The organism is Microlunatus sp. Gsoil 973, assembly GCF_009707365.1.
Classification (GTDB): Bacteria; Actinomycetota; Actinomycetes; order Propionibacteriales; family Propionibacteriaceae; genus Microlunatus.
The window spans coordinates 4024122-4044449 of sequence record NZ_CP046122.1 but is presented as its reverse complement, the minus strand read 5'-3'; the positions used below and the strand labels follow the sequence as shown (position 1 = coordinate 4044449).

At 68.0% G+C, this 20328-nt stretch carries 20 protein-coding genes; 8 read left to right on the top strand and 12 right to left on the bottom strand.

Going from position 1 to position 20328, the window contains the following annotated elements:
* Positions 1 to 123: 123 nt before the first annotated feature.
* From GJV80_RS19025 to GJV80_RS18990, 8 genes are all read right to left on the bottom strand, one after another.
* The gene (locus GJV80_RS19025; protein ID WP_154689245.1) at positions 124 to 1029 is read right to left on the bottom strand and encodes a hypothetical protein; all 906 of its coding nucleotides are present in this window, start codon (positions 1027 to 1029) and stop codon (positions 124 to 126) included.
* Positions 1026 to 1907 (bottom strand): type II secretion system F family protein, encoded by an 882-nt coding sequence (locus GJV80_RS19020; protein ID WP_154689244.1) that lies wholly within the window; start codon positions 1905 to 1907, stop codon positions 1026 to 1028. The genes GJV80_RS19025 and GJV80_RS19020 overlap by 4 nt, the downstream gene beginning before the upstream one ends.
* Complete coding sequence (locus tag GJV80_RS19015; RefSeq protein WP_154690378.1) at positions 1907 to 3340, bottom strand: CpaF family protein; 1434 nt, start codon at positions 3338 to 3340, stop codon at positions 1907 to 1909. Before GJV80_RS19015 ends, GJV80_RS19020 begins: the two co-directional genes overlap by 1 nt.
* 124 nt (positions 3341 to 3464) lie before the next feature.
* Positions 3465 to 4388: a hypothetical protein gene (locus GJV80_RS19010; protein WP_154689243.1), complete on the bottom strand. Its 924-nt coding sequence runs from the start codon at positions 4386 to 4388 to the stop codon at positions 3465 to 3467.
* Positions 4388 to 5140, bottom strand: coding sequence for an SAF domain-containing protein (locus GJV80_RS19005; protein WP_154689242.1), 753 nt, complete (start codon positions 5138 to 5140; stop codon positions 4388 to 4390). The genes GJV80_RS19010 and GJV80_RS19005 overlap by 1 nt, the downstream gene beginning before the upstream one ends.
* 246 nt (positions 5141 to 5386) lie before the next feature.
* Positions 5387 to 6196 carry an RNA polymerase sigma factor gene (locus tag GJV80_RS19000; protein ID WP_154689241.1) on the bottom strand — a complete coding sequence of 270 codons (810 nt, stop codon included), beginning with the start codon at positions 6194 to 6196 and terminating at the stop codon, positions 5387 to 5389.
* Between the two features lie 160 nt (positions 6197 to 6356).
* A complete protein-coding gene (locus tag GJV80_RS18995) occupies positions 6357 to 6533 on the bottom strand; it encodes a hypothetical protein (RefSeq protein WP_154689240.1) in 177 nt (58 codons plus the stop codon).
* 106 nt (positions 6534 to 6639) lie between these two features.
* Complete coding sequence (locus GJV80_RS18990; protein ID WP_154689239.1) at positions 6640 to 6825, bottom strand: hypothetical protein; 186 nt, start codon at positions 6823 to 6825, stop codon at positions 6640 to 6642.
* A gap of 1002 nt (positions 6826 to 7827) precedes the next feature.
* Between GJV80_RS18990 and GJV80_RS18985 the strand changes: the two genes are divergently transcribed.
* Together GJV80_RS18985 and GJV80_RS24290 are read left to right on the top strand one after the other, a co-directional pair.
* Positions 7828 to 8709: an ABC transporter permease gene (locus GJV80_RS18985; protein WP_154689238.1), complete on the top strand. Its 882-nt coding sequence runs from the start codon at positions 7828 to 7830 to the stop codon at positions 8707 to 8709.
* The gene (locus tag GJV80_RS24290) at positions 8684 to 10339 is read left to right on the top strand and encodes an ABC transporter ATP-binding protein (RefSeq protein ID WP_230207850.1); all 1656 of its coding nucleotides are present in this window, start codon (positions 8684 to 8686) and stop codon (positions 10337 to 10339) included. The genes GJV80_RS18985 and GJV80_RS24290 overlap by 26 nt, the downstream gene beginning before the upstream one ends.
* A gap of 46 nt (positions 10340 to 10385) precedes the next feature.
* Here the strand turns inward: GJV80_RS24290 and GJV80_RS18975 are convergent, their stop codons facing one another.
* Positions 10386 to 10772, bottom strand: a complete 387-nt coding sequence (locus tag GJV80_RS18975) for a hypothetical protein (protein ID WP_154689237.1) — start codon at positions 10770 to 10772, stop codon at positions 10386 to 10388.
* Positions 10773 to 10976: 204 nt separating this feature from the next.
* On the opposite strand from GJV80_RS18975, the gene GJV80_RS18970 reads away from it, so the two are divergent.
* Both GJV80_RS18970 and GJV80_RS18965 read left to right on the top strand, forming a co-directional pair.
* On the top strand, positions 10977 to 12029 hold the full coding sequence (locus GJV80_RS18970; RefSeq protein ID WP_154689236.1) for an LCP family protein: 1053 nt from the start codon (positions 10977 to 10979) through the stop codon (positions 12027 to 12029).
* A 15-nt stretch (positions 12030 to 12044) separates the two neighbouring features.
* Positions 12045 to 13436 (top strand): MFS transporter, encoded by a 1392-nt coding sequence (locus tag GJV80_RS18965; protein ID WP_154689235.1) that lies wholly within the window; start codon positions 12045 to 12047, stop codon positions 13434 to 13436.
* On the opposite strand, the gene GJV80_RS18960 is transcribed toward GJV80_RS18965, so the two are convergent.
* Positions 13406 to 14584, bottom strand: coding sequence for a sialidase family protein (locus GJV80_RS18960; RefSeq protein ID WP_154689234.1), 1179 nt, complete (start codon positions 14582 to 14584; stop codon positions 13406 to 13408). The genes GJV80_RS18965 and GJV80_RS18960 overlap by 31 nt on opposite strands.
* 503 nt (positions 14585 to 15087) lie before the next feature.
* On the opposite strand from GJV80_RS18960, the gene GJV80_RS18955 reads away from it, so the two are divergent.
* Together GJV80_RS18955 and GJV80_RS18950 are read left to right on the top strand one after the other, a co-directional pair.
* On the top strand, positions 15088 to 16266 hold the full coding sequence (locus tag GJV80_RS18955) for a M15 family metallopeptidase (protein ID WP_154689233.1): 1179 nt from the start codon (positions 15088 to 15090) through the stop codon (positions 16264 to 16266).
* Between the two features lie 9 nt (positions 16267 to 16275).
* Positions 16276 to 17070 (top strand): hypothetical protein, encoded by a 795-nt coding sequence (locus GJV80_RS18950; protein WP_154689232.1) that lies wholly within the window; start codon positions 16276 to 16278, stop codon positions 17068 to 17070.
* A gap of 179 nt (positions 17071 to 17249) precedes the next feature.
* Here GJV80_RS18950 and GJV80_RS18945 read toward each other — a convergent pair whose 3' ends face one another.
* Positions 17250 to 18731, bottom strand: coding sequence for a CCA tRNA nucleotidyltransferase (locus GJV80_RS18945; protein ID WP_370518781.1), 1482 nt, complete (start codon positions 18729 to 18731; stop codon positions 17250 to 17252).
* Positions 18732 to 18759: 28 nt separating this feature from the next.
* Positions 18760 to 19422, bottom strand: coding sequence for a TetR/AcrR family transcriptional regulator (locus GJV80_RS18940; protein WP_195909015.1), 663 nt, complete (start codon positions 19420 to 19422; stop codon positions 18760 to 18762).
* Between the two features lie 130 nt (positions 19423 to 19552).
* On the opposite strand from GJV80_RS18940, the gene GJV80_RS18935 reads away from it, so the two are divergent.
* The gene (locus GJV80_RS18935) at positions 19553 to 20089 is read left to right on the top strand and encodes a DUF998 domain-containing protein (protein ID WP_230207849.1); all 537 of its coding nucleotides are present in this window, start codon (positions 19553 to 19555) and stop codon (positions 20087 to 20089) included.
* Positions 20086 to 20289, top strand: coding sequence for a hypothetical protein (locus GJV80_RS24285; protein ID WP_230207848.1), 204 nt, complete (start codon positions 20086 to 20088; stop codon positions 20287 to 20289). Before GJV80_RS18935 ends, GJV80_RS24285 begins: the two co-directional genes overlap by 4 nt.
* The last annotated feature ends 39 nt before the right edge of the window (positions 20290 to 20328 follow it).

The window sequence follows — 20328 nt, the reverse complement described above, 5'->3', positions numbered from 1 at the left end:
ATCGGTTCCTTTCCTGCGACCCGCCGGGAGAGTAGGGGGTCGTTGTCTGTGACTCACCGTAGAGAATTCCGCCGCCCCGGAGGGGTCGGCCTGTGGACAGTCCGGATCGAGATTGGCCGGAGTTCACGTCGCCGCGATCCGCATCAGTGCCGGAACGATGAACATGACGCCGAGCAGCAGGGCCGGGATCGTCATGTAGACCGTCATTCCCTCCGACGCCGCATTCGCCTCGCGCATAGTGGTCGCGAGGTATCCGTCACGAAGCTCCCGCGCCCGGGCCCGCAGCGAACCGGACAGTGCTGCACCGGTTTCGTCCAGTTGCATCACGTCAGCGAGGTCCCGGATCTCCGGCAGGTCGAGCTCATCGGCGAGCCGCCGCAGTTCCGGATACGGTGCCTGCTGCTCCAGCCGGGCCCGTTCCAGTGCACCGCGCAACTGCCGGAACAAGGGGACGTCGGACAGCGACGCGGCATTGTGCAGGGCCTGGGTGCCCGACGCGTTGGCCAGTCGCTCCAGGGTGACCAGGTCGATGTACATCAACAGGGCCGCGGAAGCGTCGTGCCGGGTCGTCTTCGCCTGTCCGCGCAGCAACAGGTCGGGCACGAAGTAGCCGGCCACTGCTCCGGCCACGGCGGCGATCACCGGCATGGCGACGGACGCGCCGTCGGTCAGGTAGCCGTACGCACCGGCGATCAGCCCGGGCATGGTCAGGCCGATGATCATCCAGACCGCCTTGTCGGCGTAGAACTCGGTGACCGAACGACCGCGGATCTGCAGCGCCCTCAGCTGACTTGTGGTCAACGGCACCGGAGTTCGGCGGTAGAGCCAGCTGCCGAGCCGGTCGGTCGCCGATCCCGAACTGATCGGCGCCGCCGGAGCCGAGCGCACCGGCTCCACACCGGCCGGAGGTTGCAGACCCGCTACGGTGGCGGCCAGGTCAGGGGTGGATCGCAGCGCGCCGGCGATGATCAACACCGCACCGCCGGAGACGAGGATGCCGGCCAGGAAGATCAGCGCCGTGGTGATCATCGGCCGGTTCCGATCAGGATCCGCTGCCGCTTCGGCGGTGTGGCACGGCGCCGCATCAGCAACAACGAACCGAGATACAGCGCGATCAGAACGGCCAGGATGACCTGGCCCAGCCCAGTGCCGTACGGCTCGAAGAACGCCCGGGCGAACAGGAAGGCAGCACCGAGGGTGACGGCCGTGATCACCGTGACCTGCCTGACGACGATGTACGGTTTGGCCCGCTCGGTCGCGATCTCCCGTCGCCCCTTCAGCTGCGACTGGATCGAGTCGGCCAGCTCGGACAGGGTCAGCGCGGCTCCGTTGGCGCCGCGGTCGGCCGCGAGGATCAGGGCGGCGATCACCGTGTCGGCGTCCGGACTGTCAAGATCATCGGCGAATCGCATCAGCGCGTCGCGGCTGTCCCAGCGATTGTTCAGCCGGGTGATCAATCCGCCGAGCGGTTCGGCGATGGCGTCCGGGGCGGTCCGGCCGGACAGCCGGATCGCGTCGGGCACCGACTTGCCGGTCGGCAGTGCAGCGGACAGGTTGCGTACCCATCTGTCGAGGGCCTCCAGCAGGATGACATCGCGATCCCGCGGCGGCACCAGGATCAGTGGCAAGACCCAGGCCACCGCAGGGGCCACCACGATCATGATCAACCACCCGGTGGCCGCGGCCAGGACGAACCCGGCGATCACAGCCGCGAGCAGGATCAGGTCCCGCCGCCGCCCGGCCTCGCCCGGCGGCCGGCGCGTGATTCGCGCCCAGAGCCGGCCGAGTGATTCCGCCTCCCGGCGGGGCGGACGACGGACATCCGGACGCCGGCGCAGTCCGATCACCACCATGATCACCCCACCGACGATCAGCATCCCGGCCCACGCCGCCAGCACCGGTTGCATCAGCCCGCTCCCTCGTTGCGCGGGTCGACCGAACCGGGAAGCGGTCGATAGAACGGCGCGACGTCGGCCTGGAAGCCGGAGTCGGGGAAGAAGCCGGGCGGCTGTTTGGTCGTGCCGTGCGCGCTGTAGGCCAGATGGGTGACCGGGCGACCGTTCTCCATGGCGCGGTTCAATGTCCGGATCTCCGAGACGAACCGGTGCCTGGTGCCGCCCTTCCAGGTCTCGTCCACGAGCTTGACGTAGATGAAAACGCCGATGTTCAACGCGATCTGGCGGAAGGCCTCGTCGATGGTCAGTACGCCGCCCTGTGCGACCCGGGCGGCCAACCGGTCGATGGTCGACTCTGCCGAATGGGAATGGGTCGTGGACAGCGTTCCGGCGCCCGCCTGCATCGCCTCGAACATGGCGAAGGCCTCACCACCGCGGACCTCGCCGACAATCAGCCGGGAGAGGTTCTGCCGCAGCGCCTCGGGAAACAGGTCCGCGACCGAGACATTGCCACCGGTCTCACCCACCTCGCGTTCGCCGTGGCCGATCCTGGCCTGCAGCGCGAGGATGTTCTCCCGGCCCGGCTGCAGATGGGTCATCAGCTCGTAATCGGTCTCCAGCGTTCCGAAGCGTTCGGTCGTCGGGATGGAGTTGATCATGCCCCGCAGCAGGGTCGTCTTGCCTGCTCCCTGGTCACCGGAGATCACCATCGACTTGCGGGCCAGGACGGCGGCGTCGAGGAACTGCGCCACCTCGGTCGGCATCAACCCGCCGTGGGCGAGTTCGAGCAGCGAGACGTCGGTCAGCGTGTGTTGCCGGATCACGATGCTCGGCCGATAGGAGAGGCCGAAGCCGATGGCGTGCAACCGGAAACGGTCTCCCAACGCCAGCGTCATCGTCGGATGAGTGCTGTCGAATGGTCGGCTCGGCTGCGCGTTCTCGCCGAGGAAGCGGATGGCATCCACCAGCTCTTCATCGCTGTCCGCGACCGGAGGCAACTTCTCCCGGCGGCCGTCGCCGTACTGGACCACGACGGAGTCCCAGCCGTGAATCTCGATGTTCTCGGCGTCGGGGATCTCGAACAGCGGCTGCATCCGGCCGAAGCCGAAGACGCTGTCCTCCACCACGTGGGCGTAGGTCCGTTCCGTCTCCGGGGACCAGAGGGCCGAACCCTCCCGATGCAGCGCTCGGACGTGGTCGTTGACGACCCGCCGGATGATCGCCCGACCCATCAGCAACCGATCTTCGGCCGGCATCGGTCGACCATGTTCGGTCAGGTACGACTGGGTCTCGGCGGTGATCACCTCCGAGGCTTCTTTGCGCAACTGGACGACCTGGGCCCAGTCCACCTCGGCACGGCGATCGGCGGGTCGCCGCGTCAGTCGCACTCGTTGAGCATGTTGCGAACCGCCTGACGCGTGATGTCCAGTGGTGGCAGTACGCAGCCACGGCGAGGACGCGCCGGTCCAGGGGCCGGCCGACGTAGCGGGTTGCTCGGGTTCGTGCGCCGCGAAGATCGGGAGACTGCCCAGTGCCGGAGCGGAGGCTGCCGGGCTGGTCGTTCCTCGCTCAGACACGTTGGCCACCTCCGACGGGCGCGTGTGACCGGGTGCTGTCGGGTTCGGGCGGCTCGACGGGGTCCGGTAGGACTTGCTCGACCAGGCCGAGGCGCTCACGTCGCCGCCGGACGTGGCCGGACAGTTCGCCGACGGAGCGGTGCAGCGATCGGACCAGCGGTGATCGGTCGAAGCGGCGCGACCGCGGCGCGCCGTCGGAAAAGGCGCCGGCCGTCGTCGGATCGTCGGCCAACACCGACACCACCGGCATCTGCAGGAGCCGGCCGATCTCCCGACTTCCGTACGGCTTGCCCTCACCGACAACGATCACTCCGAGGCCGACCTCGCGGCCGGCCATCCGGGCTTGTTCACGGAGCACGCCGGCATAGGTACGCGCCGAGACCAGCGAACGCAGGTTGCTGCGCGTGACCAGAAGCAGCAGATCACCACGGTCCAGCAGCGGCTGCGGTAGGCCCTGCCGCTCCATCCGCCCCGCGTCGACGATGACGTCGATCCCGGCGGTCTCCAGCCGCACGAAGGTGTCGGCCAGGTCGGACCACACCGGGCCGAAGAGCCCGGCGTTGGCAGGCCGGGCGAACCCGGGAAGCAGGCGACGGCTGGGCCCGGAGTCCGCGCGTTCGGCCTCGTCATCGCCATGGTCGGTCCCCTCCCCGGCGAGTTCGACCGCGGTCAACGGAACGGTCTCGTCACTGACGACCTCCAGCAGGGGCCGGCGGTCCCGGTGTGCCTCGGCGACCCGCTGAAGACCCTTGCCGGTCGCCACCTGCCCGCCGAGATAGCCCGCGAGGACAGCCTGGTGAGCGCCAGGGTCGGCATCGACGAGCAGCACCGACCGGTGCCAGGTCAAGGTCAGCCCGACCGCAATCGTCGTCACACCCGGGGATCCGGAGGCCGAGGTCAGCACGATGACCGCCATCAGCGTTCCGAATCCCGCACCACCACGACCCGGCCCTGGGCGGCGAACGAGGCCGCGTCGGCGGCCAGTCCCGAGTCGAGTTCCAGGTCGAGGAAGATGCCGTCGTCCAACTGGCTGGTGCTCATCACGACGGCCGGAATCGTCGCGACCGTGGTGATCTCCGTGGATCCGTCGCTGCCGGGAGGTGTGTCGCCTGACTCGCCCGATCCGCTCGTGCCGGCGTCCCCGGTCGCGGCCGACACGTCACCTGAGCCGACGTCCACGGGCAACACGACCAGATGCACCGGACTGCCGGGGCTGAGGAATCCGTCCGGCGCCCGGCCGGTGTCGGCCCGGATGCCGATGATCGCCTTGCCGTGGCCGGGCGGCAGCGAGTTGGTGACCGCGTTGACCGGCAACAACGATCCCTGCACGAGATCGAAGGCGGCCACCTTGCCGACCAGGTCGTCCAGGCCGGAGGCAGGAACCGTCGCAATGCCACCGGTGTCACCGACCCGAACCAAACCGACATCCTGCGCGGTGATCGTCGTCCCGCGGTGCACGGTCTGCCGCATCGCAACGACCTGGTGCGATTGCGACAGCTGCGAGTACAGGAAGAAGGACGCGATCGCGCCGAGGCAGATGGCGACCACGCCGAGAGCAATCCAGCGTGGGTTCCGTCTGCTGCGGATCCTCACCGCCGAGGGCACCGGTGCCGCCTTGTCGACGCTGTCGACCGGAACGCGCTGCCGCGCCTGCTCCTCCACGGTCATCCCTGTTGCGACCTTTCTGGGCGTGGTCGGTGTCAGGCACTGATCAACCGGCCAGGCGTTCGCGGGCAGTCCTCACCCGGGACCCAAATTGGTCCCGGCCGATCGCCGTGTCAAGTGTTGTCAACTCATCGGTCTGATCGGGCACCGTGTCTCGCCAGTACTTCTTCGGGTGGTGAATCGTTTTGGCGTCAACGGTTCTTTGTCGATCCGGCGACGGTCGCGGCTTCGGGGCCGACATGGCTTCCCTCATGCTGCCTCGGCGAGCGTGATCGCGTGCTGGGCCATTCTGCGAATCGCCCTGCTACAGCGGAACCTGACAGTTGCCGGGGTCAAGCCATGGCGCTCGGCCGCGGCCGCGCTGGACAGCCCGTCGGCGTAGACGCTGAGCAGCAGGCGACGGGTAGGTTCGTCGATCAGGTCGAGCCGGTGCGCCGTGCGGAGGACGCGGCGAGCACTCAGGCCCACGATCCCGTCACCGGCGGCCTGGTCCGATCCACCGAATCCTTCACCGAGTCCGTACGCCCCGGGTCTGAGGCCAACCAGCTCGAGCTCGGCAGGCGTCACCGGCACGGTCCGTATCGGCTCGGCGTCCGCACTGTCGCGAGTCACCGCCTTGAGCGTGTCGAGCGCAAGATTGGCGGCGATCCGCCGGGGCCGGTGGACCAACGGATAGCCGGCGATCCGCGCCCAGAGCTGACCCACATACTCCTCGACGCCGTGATGCCCGTCCCGGGCGGCCATCGTGACGATCTTGCCGAGCATGGTCTGCAGGAGAATGCGGCCGGCCAGGTGATCACCGCCGGCGGTGCCGTCGGTGCGGTGCGCTTGATGGATGCCGATCAATGCGGCCAGCACGGGGTCGGGGTCCGAACGGATCGCGTCCAACACATCAGTCGTCGTACGGCAGTCGTGAAGGACGGGGGTCTGTCTCGCCCACCGCGAGATCACCGAGCGGCACTGGGGTCCGAGGAAGCGGTCCTGACCGAGGTCGTCCCATTCGGCGTTGAGAGCGTCGACCAGGGCGAAGCGGGACTGACCGGTACACGCGAATGTCACGCTCCGAGCCTGACCAGGGGGTGTTGTCCGGCGTGTTGTCAGGGACGCCCACAGTGTTGTCCGACGCGGACGGTTGTTGTCCGTTGGCCCGTTGGCCCGTTGGCCCGTTGGCCGGGGCCAGCCCCGGCCGTGTCCGCTCGCCTGCCGGGACAAGAATCCGTCAGGTCGGGACGGTACGGCGCAGTCGCCGCTGATGCCAGCCGAAGACTCCGGTGGCGACACCGACGACGACGAAGGCCACGGCCTGGATGATGGCGATGGCGAAGATCAACAACTGGGTCCGGCCGTGCTCCCCGGCGGCCGCGTACCGGGACGCCTCGACCGTGGCGATCTCCATCACCATCGCCGCACAGCCGATCGCGGTCAGTGTTCCGATCGCCAGTTGTCGCCAGGCAACTACGGCGATGCCGATCAGCAGCAGCCAGGTGAGGTCGGCAGGAAAATCATTGATGCCGCCGGCACGGCCTCGGCTCGTCGGGTATCCCGCTCTCCCTCGGCGGCGCAAGACTCGCCCAGGTCAACGCGGCTCCGACGCCGAGGGTGACCAGACCGAGCAGCACTGTCAGCAGCTGCCGGCCGATTCGCCGCCCGAGCGTCGGCTGTCGACCCGGGTCCCGCCGAGAACTCATAGCGTAGGAATTCTAGGCGGGAACCCCGATCTGCCGGCTGCCCGCCCGGCCCGGCGGCGGCCGGCGCGGCACGACGTCGTTCGCCGCGGCGGCGGCCAACCCCGGCCCGGCGCCCCGAAGGTCAAGGTTTGACCCAGCGGCACCCGCCATCGGCGTGTCGGAGCCGTACGATCAACGTTTGAGGTTCCGGACATCCCCGCCGCACCGGGTCCGGATTCCCAACGTCAAGGTTTGACCCAACGGCACCCGCCACCGGCGTGTCGCAGCCGCACGATCAACGTTTGACGTTCCGGACATCCCCGATGGCCCGGGAGCGGATCCCCGAAGGTCAAGGTTTGACCCAGCGGCACCCGACACCGGCGTGTCGCAGCCGCACGATCAACGTTTGAGGTTCCGGACATCCCCGCTGGCCCGGGGCCGGATCCCGGACGTCAAGGTTTGACCCAACGGCACCCGCCACCGGCGTGTCGCAGCCACATGGTCAACGTTTGAGTTTGCGGACAGGGCCACGGGCGGACGAACGGGCGAACGAGCGGGCGGCCGGGCGAACCGAGCGGGCGGCGAAGACGCATCGATCAGGTCGCCAGCGCTGCTGAAATCCTGACCGGAATCTGACGGCGCGACGGCGACCTACTGAAGGTTGGATCGCGAATCTTGTTGCTGGCGCCGGTCGCAGTTGGGAGAGTGCGCCCGTTGCCGTCGCCGACCAGTTCGGGGATGTGTCCGGCGGGTTCTCAGCCTCGGTTGCCCAAACGCCCTGTCCGGGTCAGACAGCAGGCGCGCGACCGGGCTGATGACGTGGATCGGTCTCGGCGCTCACGCGTCGGGGCCGGTTCACCATACGCGAATCCTCCTCGGGTGCGACGTTGCGTCGGGGCGTCGCGTTCGCTGCGTTCGTGGGCGGCCGTGGCACACTGTTCCAGGCCCTGACGCAACGCCCTGACGCAACGCGCCGAGGCCCGAATAGGCACCAGCAGCCGACAGACGAGGAGCACCGACCAGATGCCTATGCAGGGCAGTGCACCGTCCGACGCTGCGATCTACCAGCAGTTCACCCCGCACCGGGCCGGGCTGCCCAATCTCGTCGAGTACTTCTCCGAACTGTGGCGACGGCGGGAGTTCGCCCAGGAGATGAGCAAGGCCCGGATCCGCGGGTCCAACGACAACACCGTGTTCGGCACGTTGTGGCTGTTACTCGATCCGCTGCTCCAGGCAGCGATCTATTTCGTCCTGATCAGCTTCATCCGCGGGCACGGCGCCCATTCGCCCAGTCCGGCCGCGACGATCGCCCACCTGACCGGAGCGTTGTTCGCCTTCAGGCTGTGCCAGGGATGCCTGACCAGCGGCTCCCGGTCTGTCACCTCCGCCGGAAAGGTGCTGCTGAACACCAACTTCCCGCGACTGCTGATCCCGCTGTCGGCCGTGCGGACGGCCTTCATGCGGTTCCTGCCCACGATCCCGCTGTACCTGTTGATCCATCTGCTGGCCGGCGGCAAGTGGTCGATCGAGATGCTGGCTGCGGTGTTCTTCCTGGTCTGCCTGCTCGCCTTCGGCATGGGGCTGGCCGCGCTGGCCGCGACACTGACCGTGTACTTCCGGGATTTCGCCAACTTCCTGCCGTACATCGGCCGCCTGTGGATGTACATGTCGCCAGTGCTCTGGTTCCCCGAGCAGATGGCCGGGCGGCCGGTTGGCGTCCGAGCGCTGATCCAGGTCAATCCGATGTACAGCATGCTCGGCGGCTACAGCGAGCTGATCCAGAAGGCGCACTGGCCCCCGTTGCACACCTGGGTGACCGCGGCCGGTTGGGCGACGGCGGCGATCGTCGTAGGATTCCTGTTCTTCATCTCCAGGGAGCGTGAGTTCGCTGTCCGTGTCCTCTGAGACTCCGGCTGACCGGCCGTCAGCCTCGTCGGAGGATCCCGTCGAGGCACGACCGCGCCGCGCCATCGAGCCGGACGACGACCAGGCCGGTCCTAGGGACGCCGCCGGTGAGTCGGCCGAATCCACCGGTACGACGGACGAGGCATCCGAACCGCCGCACTCGCCGTCGACCCCGGTCAGACTGCGTGAGCGACTGGCCGAACGTGCTCGCCGCGCGATCCCGGGCGACCAACCGGGGACTGGGTCATCTTCCGGCCACCGCTGGAGCTGGGACCTGCCGCCCACCCCGGACGACGAACAGCCGCACTGGCCGACCTCCCAGCCCTCGCCGCACCGGGCCGCGCCCGCCCAGTCCGAGGATGTCCAGGGTCACGGCGCGGACCCGGTGGTCGGCAAGCTGCCGGAGTCGATCCGGGAGCTCCAGGCCACTGAGCAGACCGACCTGCTGCCCAGAACGGGTCAGCTCCGGGTCCCGTCCGCCGATCCCACGGTCGGGGCCGCGCCGACTGAGGACCCCGCGGAAGCTGTTCCGGCCGCAACCGCCCCGGAACCGACCGCCCCGGAACCGACCGCCCCGGAACCGACCGCCCCGGCCGCAACCGCCCCGGAACCGACCGCCCCGGAACCGACCACCCCGGTTCCCGACAGCCCCGACCCGGACACTCCGCACCCGGGTGCGAAGAAGACGAAGCAGGACCGGGGCACACCCCCTGCGACGCCGGCTGCCAAGTCGGCAGGTAAGCCCGGAAAGAAGCAGAAGCGCCTGCCCGGTCGCCAGCGGTTCAAGTTGTTGCAGGACATCGGTCCACGAACCCGAAGGGCCGAGATTCCCGACCAGTCGCATCTGCCCGCCGAAGACCGCAGAGACCTCGCGGTCCGGGTGACCGACCTGTCCATCACCTATCGAACCAGCTTCGAGAAGAAGCCGACCTTCCGGCAGGCGATCGTCCGGCTCGGCCGCGGGCAACGCGCGGTACGGGAGATCAAGGCGCTGCAGAACATCAGCTTCGAGGTCCGCACCGGCAGCTCGATAGGCATCATCGGCCGGAACGGTGCCGGCAAGTCGACGTTGATGCGGGCCATGGCGGGCATCCTCCCGCCGACCTCCGGGACGGTCGAGGTCTGGGGCCGGGCCAGCACGCTGCTGGCCCTCGGCGTCGGCTTCAACAACAGCCTCTCCGGTCGCGAGAACATCATCCTCGGCGGGTTGGCCGCAGGGTTGCCCCTCGACGAGGTCAACGAACGCGCCAACGAGATCGCCGAATGGACCGAGCTCGGCGACTTCATCGACATGCCGATGCGCACCTACTCCTCGGGCATGGCGTCCCGGGTCGCGTTCGCGGTCGCGGTCCATATGGAGCCCGACATCCTGATGATCGACGAGGGCCTGTCCACCGGCGACGCCCATTTCAAGGACAAGGCCAGTGCCAAGATGGCCGAGCTCCGCGACAAGGCGCGCGCGATGTTCCTGGTCAGCCACGGCCTGGGCAGCATCAAGGAGCTGTGCGACGAGGCGATGTGGATCGACAAGGGTCACCTGATGGCCCGCGGCGAGCCCGAAGAGGTCATCGACAAGTACCTCAGCAATCTCAAGGCCAAGCGGCAGTCGACGGCGTTCGAGGATCTCTGACCCGTCCCGGCCGTGGCCGGCGTCGGAAGCGTCCGGGCCGGATCGCTCAGCGGGTGAGCAGCCGATCCAGGAAGTCCTGCAGCGGACCCGTCTCGCCGTCCTTGCCGCCGCGGCCGACCACCATGGGCGGCGATGTCGACCGGAGGCGTACGCCCCGAATCCGCTCCCTCAGGCCGCCCGGGACCAGCAGCTGGTAATAGCCGCCGTCGGCGCCGATCGCCACACTGCGATCGCGGCGCAGGTACCAGCCCTGTTTGTCGGTCCGCACCACCCGGCCGGACAGCAGCCTCGCCTGCAGCGGTTGCGGTTGGAGACCGTTGCGTCGGGCGGTGATCAGGAATGCGTCGATCAGTCGTTGGGCACGGGCTGCCTCGGCGCGCGAGTCGGCCGCCGCCAACTCCGCCCTCCGGGCGGCATCGTCCGCACGTGCCATACCCGGATCCTACGGCTGCCGGGCCGGGATTGGGTTGACGCGCGGGTCGGCTGCGATCTCATCTCGCTTTCACCCCGGCACCGTAGACTCTCCGCAGATCCCGGCATCATGGATCCGGGTCGGTGATCCGGATTGTTGCGGCCCGGCCGTCCGCCGCCGGGTGCCCGGCCGGATCCCGTACGGAACAAGGATGGTCAAAGGCTCGTGAGCACCGACGACAACGGAATCGGCATCTTCTCCGACGGAGACGGTGCGGCCGCAGCCGCGCGACCGAAGCGTCCGAGCCACTGGCCGCGGCGGATCCTGATCACCTTTCTCGTTCTGGTGGTGGTCGTCGTGGCCGCCGGCCTGCTGTATGCGCTGTCCCTCGACCGCAGCCTGAACAACAACCTGCATCGCGCGGACAACCTTCCGCCGGACGACCCGACGGTCGCCGGTGAGAGCCCGCGCCCGAAGAAGTCCGCGAACGACAACTCCTTGAACTTCGTCCTGATGGGTTCCGACAGCCGGGACATGAGCAACATGCAGGACAACGGGCGAAGCGACACCCTGATGATCGTGCACCTGACCTCGAGCCGTAAGGGCGCCTACATCATCTCCTTCCCCCGCGACATGTACGTCGACATTCCCGGGCACGGCAAGAACAAGATCAACGCGGCGTACTCGTTCGGCGGGCCGAAGCTGTCGGTGGCCACGCTGGAGCAGCTCACCGGCGCCCGCATGGACCATGTCGCCCAGGTCAATTTCGAAGGCTTCATCGGCCTCACCAACACCCTCGGCGGGGTGACCATCAACAATCCGCACGCGTTCTCCTCCCACGGCTACAACTACCCCGCCGGAAAGATCACCATCCAGGGCGAGCGTGCGCTGTGGTTCGTCCGGGAACGGCACAGCCTGCCCAACGGTGATCTTGATCGCGCCGCCAACCAACGGCGGGTGGTGCAGGCGATCATGGCCAAGGGTCTGTCCGGTGGCACGATCAGCAATCCGCTCAAGTTCAACAGCTTCGTCTCCGGTGTCGCCCAGGACGTCACGGTCGACAACGGGCTGACCAACAGCGAGATCCGCAAGATCGCGTTGTCGTTGCGCCTGTCGCCGGGCAACATCAAGCAGATCCAGGCGCCGATCTCCGGATTCGAGTCGATCAACGGTGTCGGCGACGTCGATCTGGTGGATCAGACCAAGATGGCCGAACTGGCCAAGGATCTGAAACAGGACCGCCTGGACGTGTACGTCAAGAAGTACCCCAAGAACTAGACCGCCAGGCTGCTCATGGAGTTCGTACGCGGGTTGCGCCAGCTGTGGCGGCACCCGATGTTCCGTCGGCTGTTCGCCGTACGGGTCGCCGCCCAGGCCGCCGACGCGGTCCTCCAGGTTGCGTTGGCCTCCTACGTCCTCTTCTCACCGGAACGCCAGCCCGACGCGGCGGCGATCGCCGGGGTGCTGGCACTCACCCTGCTTCCGTTCTCGGTGCTCGGGCCGTTCGTCTCCGTCGTCCTCGACCGGGTCTCCCGCCGTCAGGTGTTGTTGATCACCGAGATCATCAGGGCTGTGCTGGGGATCAGCCTCGCCGCGCTGGTGGCCGGCGGGATCGCAGGCGGCAGCGAGAAGGTCCTCTTCTACGGTGGCGTGCTGCTCGCCATGAGTTTCAACCGGTTCCTGCTCGCGGCACTCTCTGCATCATTGCCGCACACCATCACTCCCGAGGAGTATCTGGTCGCCAACTCCGTGGTGCCGACGATCGGCCCGGCCGCGGTGATCATCGGCGGCGGCGCGGCTACCGGTCTGCGGCTGCTGCTCAGCAACCGGGTGCCGACCAGTACCGCCGATGCGGTGCTGTTCGCCCTGGCCACCTGCGGATTCATGATCAGTGCGGCGCTCAGCCTGCGGATCGGCCGCAGGCTGCTCGGCCCGGACGGCGGCGAGCCGACCCGGACGTCCGACGTCGTGCGCGGGCTGGTGGCCGCGCTCCGGCACCTGCGCGAACGTCGGGAGGCCGGCCTGGGATTGATCATGATCGGCCTGCACCGGGTGCCCTACGGTGTCGTCACCGTCGCGACCATCCTCGTCTACCGGAACTACTTCCACACCGTCGGCGAGGTCGATGCCGCGATCGGCGAACTCGGCATCCTGGCGCTGGTCACCGGGACCGGCTTCGTACTGGCCGCCGCCGTGACACCGATCGTCCGGCACCGGATCGGCGCCCGGGCCTGGATGATCAGTTGTTTCGTCGCATCGGCGTTCCTGCAGACGTTCCCGGGTGCGACGTACACCAGGGCCGGGATCCTGATCTCGGCCTTCCTGTGTGGTGTGCTGGCGCAGGCGATCAAGATCAACGTGGACACCTTCGTCCAGGCACACGTCGACGACGAGTTCAAGGGTCGGGTCTTCGTGCTCTACGACATGATCTTCAACGTGGCGCTCGTCGGAGCAGCAGCGATCAGCGCCCTGATCCTGCCGATCAACGGCCGGTCCGTGCTGGTCCTGGTGATCATCAGCGCCTGCTACCTGCTCACCGGGCTGGCGTTCGCCGTCCTGGGTCGCGGCCTGGCCTGGGACCAGGGCGCCGAGTCCCTGACGGCTGTCGAGGTGGGCGGTCCCCCGCAACCGGACGAGGCTCAGCGGGACCGGGCTCAGCGGGGCAGCGGCCCGGACGCGAAATAGGTGGTGCAGGTGCCGGAGTCGTCGTAGCCGGTGGCGAGCTCGAGCAGGGTTCCGGTCTCCGGCATCGGCAGCAATGACGAGGAATAGTTGGGACAGTAGTTGTCGTACGGTGCCAGGATCCGGACGGGCGCGGGAGCCTGGGTCCAGTCGCTCTGCGCCGATCCCCCGGTACTGAGCACCGTCGATCCGTTGCCGGCCTCGATCGCTCCGTCTGAGTCATAGAGCATCTGCCCGACTGCCAGCAGCCTGCCGTTGCCGCTGCCGTCGGCGTACCAGCTGATCGTCGGTGCGTGCCGGAAATGTGTGCCGTCCGCGGTCTTCACCGCGGCACCGAGGTCTGTCGGGTCACCCCAGCGGATCCCGTCCGGCGAATGCCGGACCCGTTGCCGGCAGTCCTGTCCCGGCCCACACACTTCGTAGCTCATCAGGTAGCCGCCGCTGGGCAGGCGCCGGACGTTCGGCATCCCCGGTCGGAGCCGCGGATCCTGTGCGGCCACCACGTAGTGCAGAGCCGTCCAGCTGGTCCCGTAGGCCGAGGTCGCCGCGTCGAGGAGCTGGCTGTGCGCCGGTTGCCGGCTCTCGTCGGAGACGAACAGGACCAGCCGGCCGTCCTTGGCGACCGTCAGCTCGGGCTCCCACAGCCCGCCGAAGTTGGGCGATGTCGCCACGACCGCCAGTCGACGCCAGCTGCGACCATGATCGCTGCTGGCCCACAGCGGCAGGGTCATCCGCCGTTGATCACCGGCGTCCTGGCCGACCGATGCCGACCACAACAGCGTTCCGGCAGCAAGATCGCCGACCCGGCGCGGCAACTCATACAACGTCGCGCAACACAGGCCGTGGGCGGCACCCGGATCACGGACACTGCCGATGCGGGAGAAGGTCCTGCCGTTGTCGGTGCTCCGGAAGATCGCACCGACACCACCGGAGGCGTCGAAGGTCACCACGCCGGCGATGATCGCGCCGTTCGCCGTACCGGAGTGGGTCAGCCTGATCACCCGCGGATACAGCGCGACTCCCGCCATCAGCCGGGTGCCGTTCTCTGCTCCGCCAGTGGGTACGGCCGCCGCGCGCGACGGGCTGACCATCGCGAACGCCATGGCCAGCACCCCAACCAGGGCCAACAGGAACTTCGGGCGCGAAGACATCGTGACTCCCTTCGATCGTCGCTGATCGAACAGCAGTCAAGCAGGACGTACAACGATGTACAAGTGGAGGTCCTCACGGCTCTGCGGTGTGTTGGTGCAGGGACATGCCGCACGGCCCGTCGCCGATGTTGTAGCTCGGCCTGTGATTTGCTGGGCGCATGCAGCGTCGCCCGTCCCTCCCCCGTCGCGCACCCCGGGTTCTCCGCCGAACCGCGCTGGCCGGCACAGTTCTGCTGATCTCCGCCGCCGTTGCGGCGCCGGCACCGGCCCTTGCCGATCCGTCCCCGACACCACCGGCGTCACTCACGCCGGCGGCACCCGACTCGGCGAGTCCCTCCCCATCGGGTACGCCACCGCCACCGCCGCCGGGCACCCCGAAGGCAACCGACACGGCTTCACCCGGAACCACTCCGAAGCCGACCGAGCCGGAGACTCCGGGTTCGCCTACCTCGGCCGATCCGACCGAGAAATCTGCACGAGCCGACAGGGCGCGGATCCAGGCGATGACGACCGCACCGGCCATCTCGCTGGCCGTCAAGTCGGTCGGCGGTCCGGTGGCCGGACAGTTCTTCCAGGACCTCGGCAGCTTCCGCTTCACGGGAACCGCGACGCCGGCCCGGGACGGCCGGCGCGTCGAGATCTGGTATCTCGGCGGCAACGGCACGTGGCACCGCACCCTGGAGACCACAACCGACGGCTCCGGTCATTACAGCGTGGACAAGCCGGTGACCATCGCCGCGGTCCGGCACTTCCGCGCGACCCTGGGTGGGAATCCCGCGGCTGGGTCGACGATCTCCAGTGCGGAGGTGTCGGTCACCGTGCACGACGCCACGGTGCGGATGAAGACACCACCGGCGACGATCGACGCGCTGAAGAATCCCACCGTCAGCGGCAGCGTCTATCCGGCGAGATCGGGCGTTCTGGTCCACTTCCAGGTGCGCCGGGTCAACGGCAGCTGGCACGACAAGGCGAGCAAGCGCACCGGCAGCAAGGGCAAGTACTCGTTCTCCTTCACCACCGGGAACGGTCTGGTGCGCAAGTACTACGTGCGGGCGCGCTACTGGGACCATCGTGCGGGCAGCTGGGAGACCGGGAGGTCTGCACCCATCGCACGCACCAAGGTCCTCAACGCGCAGGTCACCCGGACCACCGCTGCCGAGGTCGCCGACACGTACCGGTCCGGCTGTCCGGTCGGCCCGTCGACATTGCGGACCATCCGATTGAACTACTACGGCCTGGACAAGCGGATGCACCGCGGCGTGATCATCCTCGCGGCCGGCCGGGTGAAGAGCGCGAAGGCGTCCTTCAAGATCGGCCTGGCGAAAGGCTTCCGGATCCGGCGGATGACGAATCCGAACCACTGGGGCGGCAGCGACCCCAAGCAGATGGAGGCAGACAACAGCTCGGGCTTCAACTGCCGCAAGGTGACCGGCAATCCGTACGCCCAGTCCCCGCACAGCTACGGCATCGCCATCGATGTGAACACCCGGGAGAACCCTTACCGCGACGTGTCCGGGAAGTGGTGGCCGAAGAGCGGCAAGGCCTACATCAAACGGTCACCGTACCGGCAGGGCATGCTCTTCAAGAGCAGCTCGTTGACGAAGGCCTTCCGGCACCGTGGCTACTTCTGGGGCGGGTTCTGGAACCCTGGCAAGGATTACCAGCATTTCGAATACAACTGAGCTCCGACGATGAGGATGATCATCGGGCGGACTCGCTGGGGATCCGCCGTAGTGGCGACCGCCGTGCTCGTCGGCCTGGCGATGGTTTCCGGCTGCCAGAACGACCGACCGGCCCCCGGGCCCTCACCGTCGCCCGAACGACCGTCGGTCACGACACGTCCCGGACCGTCGCCGGCACCGAGCCGGAGCCCGTCGAGCCCGCTGCCACCGGAGCCGACGACCACCAATACCCTGCCGCCGCCCAAGGCTCCGACGTCGCCCGCGCCGAAGACCGCAGGAAAGCTGACCGCCAAGGATCTACCGGTCCCGAAGGGGTGGCGCACCGTCGCCCGCGAGGGTGGTGCCGAGGAGGGCTACCTCGGCAATGGCACCTGGACCCATGCCCGGGATCCGCGGTACGCCGCCCAGGACGTGATCACCATCGGCTGTGCGTCGATCACCCGGGACGACTATCCCGATCCGGTCGCCGCCCTGGAAGGAACCTACGGTCGCCAGGGTGCGGTCAACTCCCAGCCCGGCGTCGGCGAGGTCATGCAGTTCAAGAGCGCAGCTGATGCCACGGCCTACTACCGGGAATACCGCGACCAAGTCAGGGCCTGCAGCGATCCCGACGGCCAGGTGTACGCCAAGATCATCGGATCCGACGAGGGTCTGATCGATCGACGCGTCTACGACGGATCGAGCGACTGGACCGAGGTGGGCAAGCTGACCGGGAACCGGCTGACGCTGATCATCCTCACCGATCCGGGACACCGGATCACCAAGTCCCAGGCAGAGGCGATCCTGGCCAAGATCGACCGCTGATCTCCACTCGCCGGAGTCGGTTGGGAATTCTTCCCGCACCAGTTGGTCGATCGCGCTGCTCTTGCTCGACCGCGCACCGGCTGCAGGTGGTGCGACGCCGAACAAGTGGTGCGACGCCGAACAAGTGGTGCGACGCCGAACAAGTGGTGCGCCGCCGAACAAGTGGTGCGGGCGAGGGATCAGGAGTTGCGCTGCGCCCACCAGGACAGCAGCTCATCGCGTGCCCTGTCCTCGCCGAGCGGTCCGTTGTCGATCCGCAGTTCCAACAGATACTTGTACGCCTGCCCGACCTCACGACCTGGCGCGATGCCGAGGATCTGCATGATCTGGTTACCGTCCAGATCAGGACGCATCGCGTTCAGTTCCTCCTCTTTGGCCAGTTCGTCGATCCGCCACTCCAACTCGTCGTACGCCCTCCGCAGCCGGGTGGCCTTCGCCACGTTGCGGGTGGTGCAGTCGGCGCGGGTGAGCATGTGCAACCGCTCGAGTTGATCACCGGCGTCGCGGACGTAGCGGCGTACCGCCGAATCGGTCCAGACTCCGTCGCTGCCTGCCTCACCGGCATAGCCGTGGAAGCGCAGATGCAGCTCGATCAGCTTGGCGACGGCGTCGATCTCCTCGTTGGCGTAGCGCAGCGCCTTGAGTCGTTTGCGCGCCAGCTTTGCGCCGACCACGTCGTGGTGGTGGAAGGTGACCTTGCCGCCGGCCTCGAACCGTCGGGTACGCGGCTTGCCGATGTCATGCAGCAGTGCCGCCAGCCTGTTGATCAGATCCGGCTGGTGGCCCCGGGCCTTCTCCAGATCGATCGCCTGTTCCAACACGATCAGGCTGTGGACGTAGACGTCCTTGTGCCGGTGGTGCTCATCCCGTTCCAGACGCAGCGCCGAGAGTTCGGGGATGAAGACGTCGGCCAGGCCGGTCCGGACCAGCAGGTCGAGCCCGACCCGCGGCCGATCGGTGAGCAAGAGCTTGGAGAACTCGTCGCGGATCCGTTCCGCCGAGACGATCGACAGCCTCTCCTTGTGCCCGGTCATCGCGGTGATCAACTCGGGGTTGGGTACCAGGCCGAGCCGCGCCGCGAACCGTGCGGCCCGCAACATCCGCAGCGGGTCGTCGCTGAATGAGACGTCCGGGGTCGACGGCGTCCGCAACCGTTGTTCGAGCAGGTCGTCGGTTCCGCCGTACGGGTCGATGAACCGATGATCGGGCAAGGAGACCGCCATCGCGTTGACGGTGAAGTCCCGGCGTACCAGGTCACCGTCGATACTGTCGCCGAACTGCACCACCGGCTTGCGGCTCTGCGCGTCGTACGCGTCGGCGCGGAACGTGGTGATCTCCACCTGGTGCTCGCCCACCTGCCCACCGATGGTGCCGAACTCCCGGCCGACCGTCCAGATCGTCGTCGTGACCGTTCGCAACAGCCGTTCGATCACCTCCGGCCGGGCGGAGGTGGTGAAGTCGAGATCATGCCCGACCCTGCCCAGCAACGCGTCCCGGACCGTCCCACCTACCAAATAGAGCTGGTGACCGGCGTCGGCGAACAGCCGACCCAGGCGATCAACCAGCGGTAGCTCGTGGACCAGCGCGTCGATCGACTGCTGTTGGGCGGTGGTCAACACCGCCGTTCGGGGCGGACGGGACCCGTGGGAGCTTTCCGGCACAACGGACGAGTTTAATCGACCGCGCGCTCTACTGCTGTGCCGAACGGGACCGGTATGCAGCAACGAAGACCCCGGCCGCAGCCCGGGACAGCCGGTCCCGTTCGGCATCGTCGGGCTGCTCGTCGGGACAGAACATGGCGCGATCCTGCGCGATGGACAGCGCCAGATAGGCGAACTGGCCGGCGGCGAGGCGCCGGTCGTCAACCTCCAGCAGACCGGCGTCGACGAACCGGCCGAGCTGGTCGGCGATCAGCTCGATCCCCCGCGCCGGCGCCCGGTTGTAATAGGTACGGGCCAGATCGGGGAACCGATCCGCCTCGGCGATGATCAAGCGACGCAGCGACAACACCCGGCTCTCCAGGACGGCGTCGAGATAGTCGCGGGCAACCTCGGCGAGCATCTGCTCGAGGTCTTCGACCGAGGAGACGGCCCGCCGGGTGAAGGCGGCGTCGAGCTCGTCGGCGATGGTCCGCGAGTTCTCGGCAACGCCGTCAACAATGGCGCGGAAGAGCCGTTCCTTGTCACCGAACTGCTTGTACACGGTCTGCTTGGAGACGCTGGCCGCAGCCGCGATCTGATCGACACTGGTCCCCTGGTAGCCGTTCCGCAGGAAAAGAGTCGTCGCTGCGTCGACGATGTCCCGCCGCTTGCGGGGCGTGCGGCCCACCGGCAATGCCGTGTCGCCCTCCATCTGTGTCGCCCTCCATCTGTGTCGCCCGACCTCCTCGTTCCACGCATAGTACTGGACAGTCCAGTTCCGGCAGAGTACTGTACGGTCCAGTACCGAACGATGGCGTCGGCAACGGCGGAAGGGGGCCGCGATGAGCGGGGCAAATGAAGTGAGTCCGGCAGTGCGGGCGGACTGCGCAGACGATCGGCGGAGCACCATCGCCCGAAGCCTGCTGGGTTGGCTGGCGCTTGCCGGCCCTGTCTACCTGGTCACGTCGATGACCCAGGGCTTGTTGCGGCCGGGCTTCGACTTCACCCGGCATTCCTGGAGCCTGCTGGCCAACGGGCAGCTCGGCTGGATCCAGACGCTCAACCTGATCCTCAGCGGCGCCATGGTGATCGCCGGCGCGGTGGGAGTCCGGCTGGTGATCGGTACGGCCACCCGGGCAGCCCGGTGGATGCCCCGACTGCTTGCCGGATACGGCGCGGGCCTGGTCCTCGCCGGGCTCTTCACCGCCGATCCGGCCGACGGCTTCCCGGTCGGTACGCCGGTCGGTCAGGCTCCGACCATCAGCTGGCACGGGACAGCGCATCTGATGGTGGGCGGACTCGGATTCGCCTGCCTGGTCGCTGTCTGCCTGCTGACCGCCGTGCTGCACCGAGCCCGGGGGAGGCCGGCCGCGCCTTGATCGACGCGGGTGTCGGCGTCCTCTTCGGGCTGTCGTTCCTCGGCCTGTTCAGCGGCTCGACCTCGTCGGCGGTGATTCTCGGCTTCACCGCCGGAGTGGTCGCCAGCCTGCTGTGGCTGACCTGGCACGCCGTCGAGCTCTATCGGCGCAGCCGTACCGAAGACATCGCGACGACCGGCCGGGCCGACCTCGGAAGCTGAAACGACTACCACGACCGCACGGTCCAGGGCGAACGCGGC

What these genes read in the sequence shown, in the direction of transcription:
- GJV80_RS19025 (WP_154689245.1), bottom strand. Translation starts at nt 1,029, where the DNA reads ATGATCACCACGGCGCTGATCTTCCTGGCCGGCATCCTCGTCTCCGGC.
- GJV80_RS19020 (WP_154689244.1), bottom strand. Translation starts at nt 1,907, where the DNA reads ATGCAACCGGTGCTGGCGGCGTGGGCCGGGATGCTGATCGTCGGTGGG.
- GJV80_RS19010 (WP_154689243.1), bottom strand. Translation starts at nt 4,388, where the DNA reads ATGGCGGTCATCGTGCTGACCTCGGCCTCCGGATCCCCGGGTGTGACG.
- GJV80_RS19005 (WP_154689242.1), bottom strand. Translation starts at nt 5,140, where the DNA reads ATGACCGTGGAGGAGCAGGCGCGGCAGCGCGTTCCGGTCGACAGCGTC.
- GJV80_RS18995 (WP_154689240.1), bottom strand. Translation starts at nt 6,533, where the DNA reads ATGGAGATCGCCACGGTCGAGGCGTCCCGGTACGCGGCCGCCGGGGAG.
- GJV80_RS18990 (WP_154689239.1), bottom strand. Translation starts at nt 6,825, where the DNA reads ATGAGTTCTCGGCGGGACCCGGGTCGACAGCCGACGCTCGGGCGGCGA.
- GJV80_RS18985 (WP_154689238.1), top strand. Translation starts at nt 7,828, where the DNA reads ATGCCTATGCAGGGCAGTGCACCGTCCGACGCTGCGATCTACCAGCAG.
- GJV80_RS18975 (WP_154689237.1), bottom strand. Translation starts at nt 10,772, where the DNA reads ATGGCACGTGCGGACGATGCCGCCCGGAGGGCGGAGTTGGCGGCGGCC.
- GJV80_RS18965 (WP_154689235.1), top strand. Translation starts at nt 12,045, where the DNA reads ATGGAGTTCGTACGCGGGTTGCGCCAGCTGTGGCGGCACCCGATGTTC.
- GJV80_RS18960 (WP_154689234.1), bottom strand. Translation starts at nt 14,584, where the DNA reads ATGTCTTCGCGCCCGAAGTTCCTGTTGGCCCTGGTTGGGGTGCTGGCC.
- GJV80_RS18955 (WP_154689233.1), top strand. Translation starts at nt 15,088, where the DNA reads ATGACGACCGCACCGGCCATCTCGCTGGCCGTCAAGTCGGTCGGCGGT.
- GJV80_RS18950 (WP_154689232.1), top strand. Translation starts at nt 16,276, where the DNA reads ATGAGGATGATCATCGGGCGGACTCGCTGGGGATCCGCCGTAGTGGCG.
- GJV80_RS18940 (WP_195909015.1), bottom strand. Translation starts at nt 19,422, where the DNA reads ATGGAGGGCGACACGGCATTGCCGGTGGGCCGCACGCCCCGCAAGCGG.
- GJV80_RS18935 (WP_230207849.1), top strand. Translation starts at nt 19,553, where the DNA reads ATGAGCGGGGCAAATGAAGTGAGTCCGGCAGTGCGGGCGGACTGCGCA.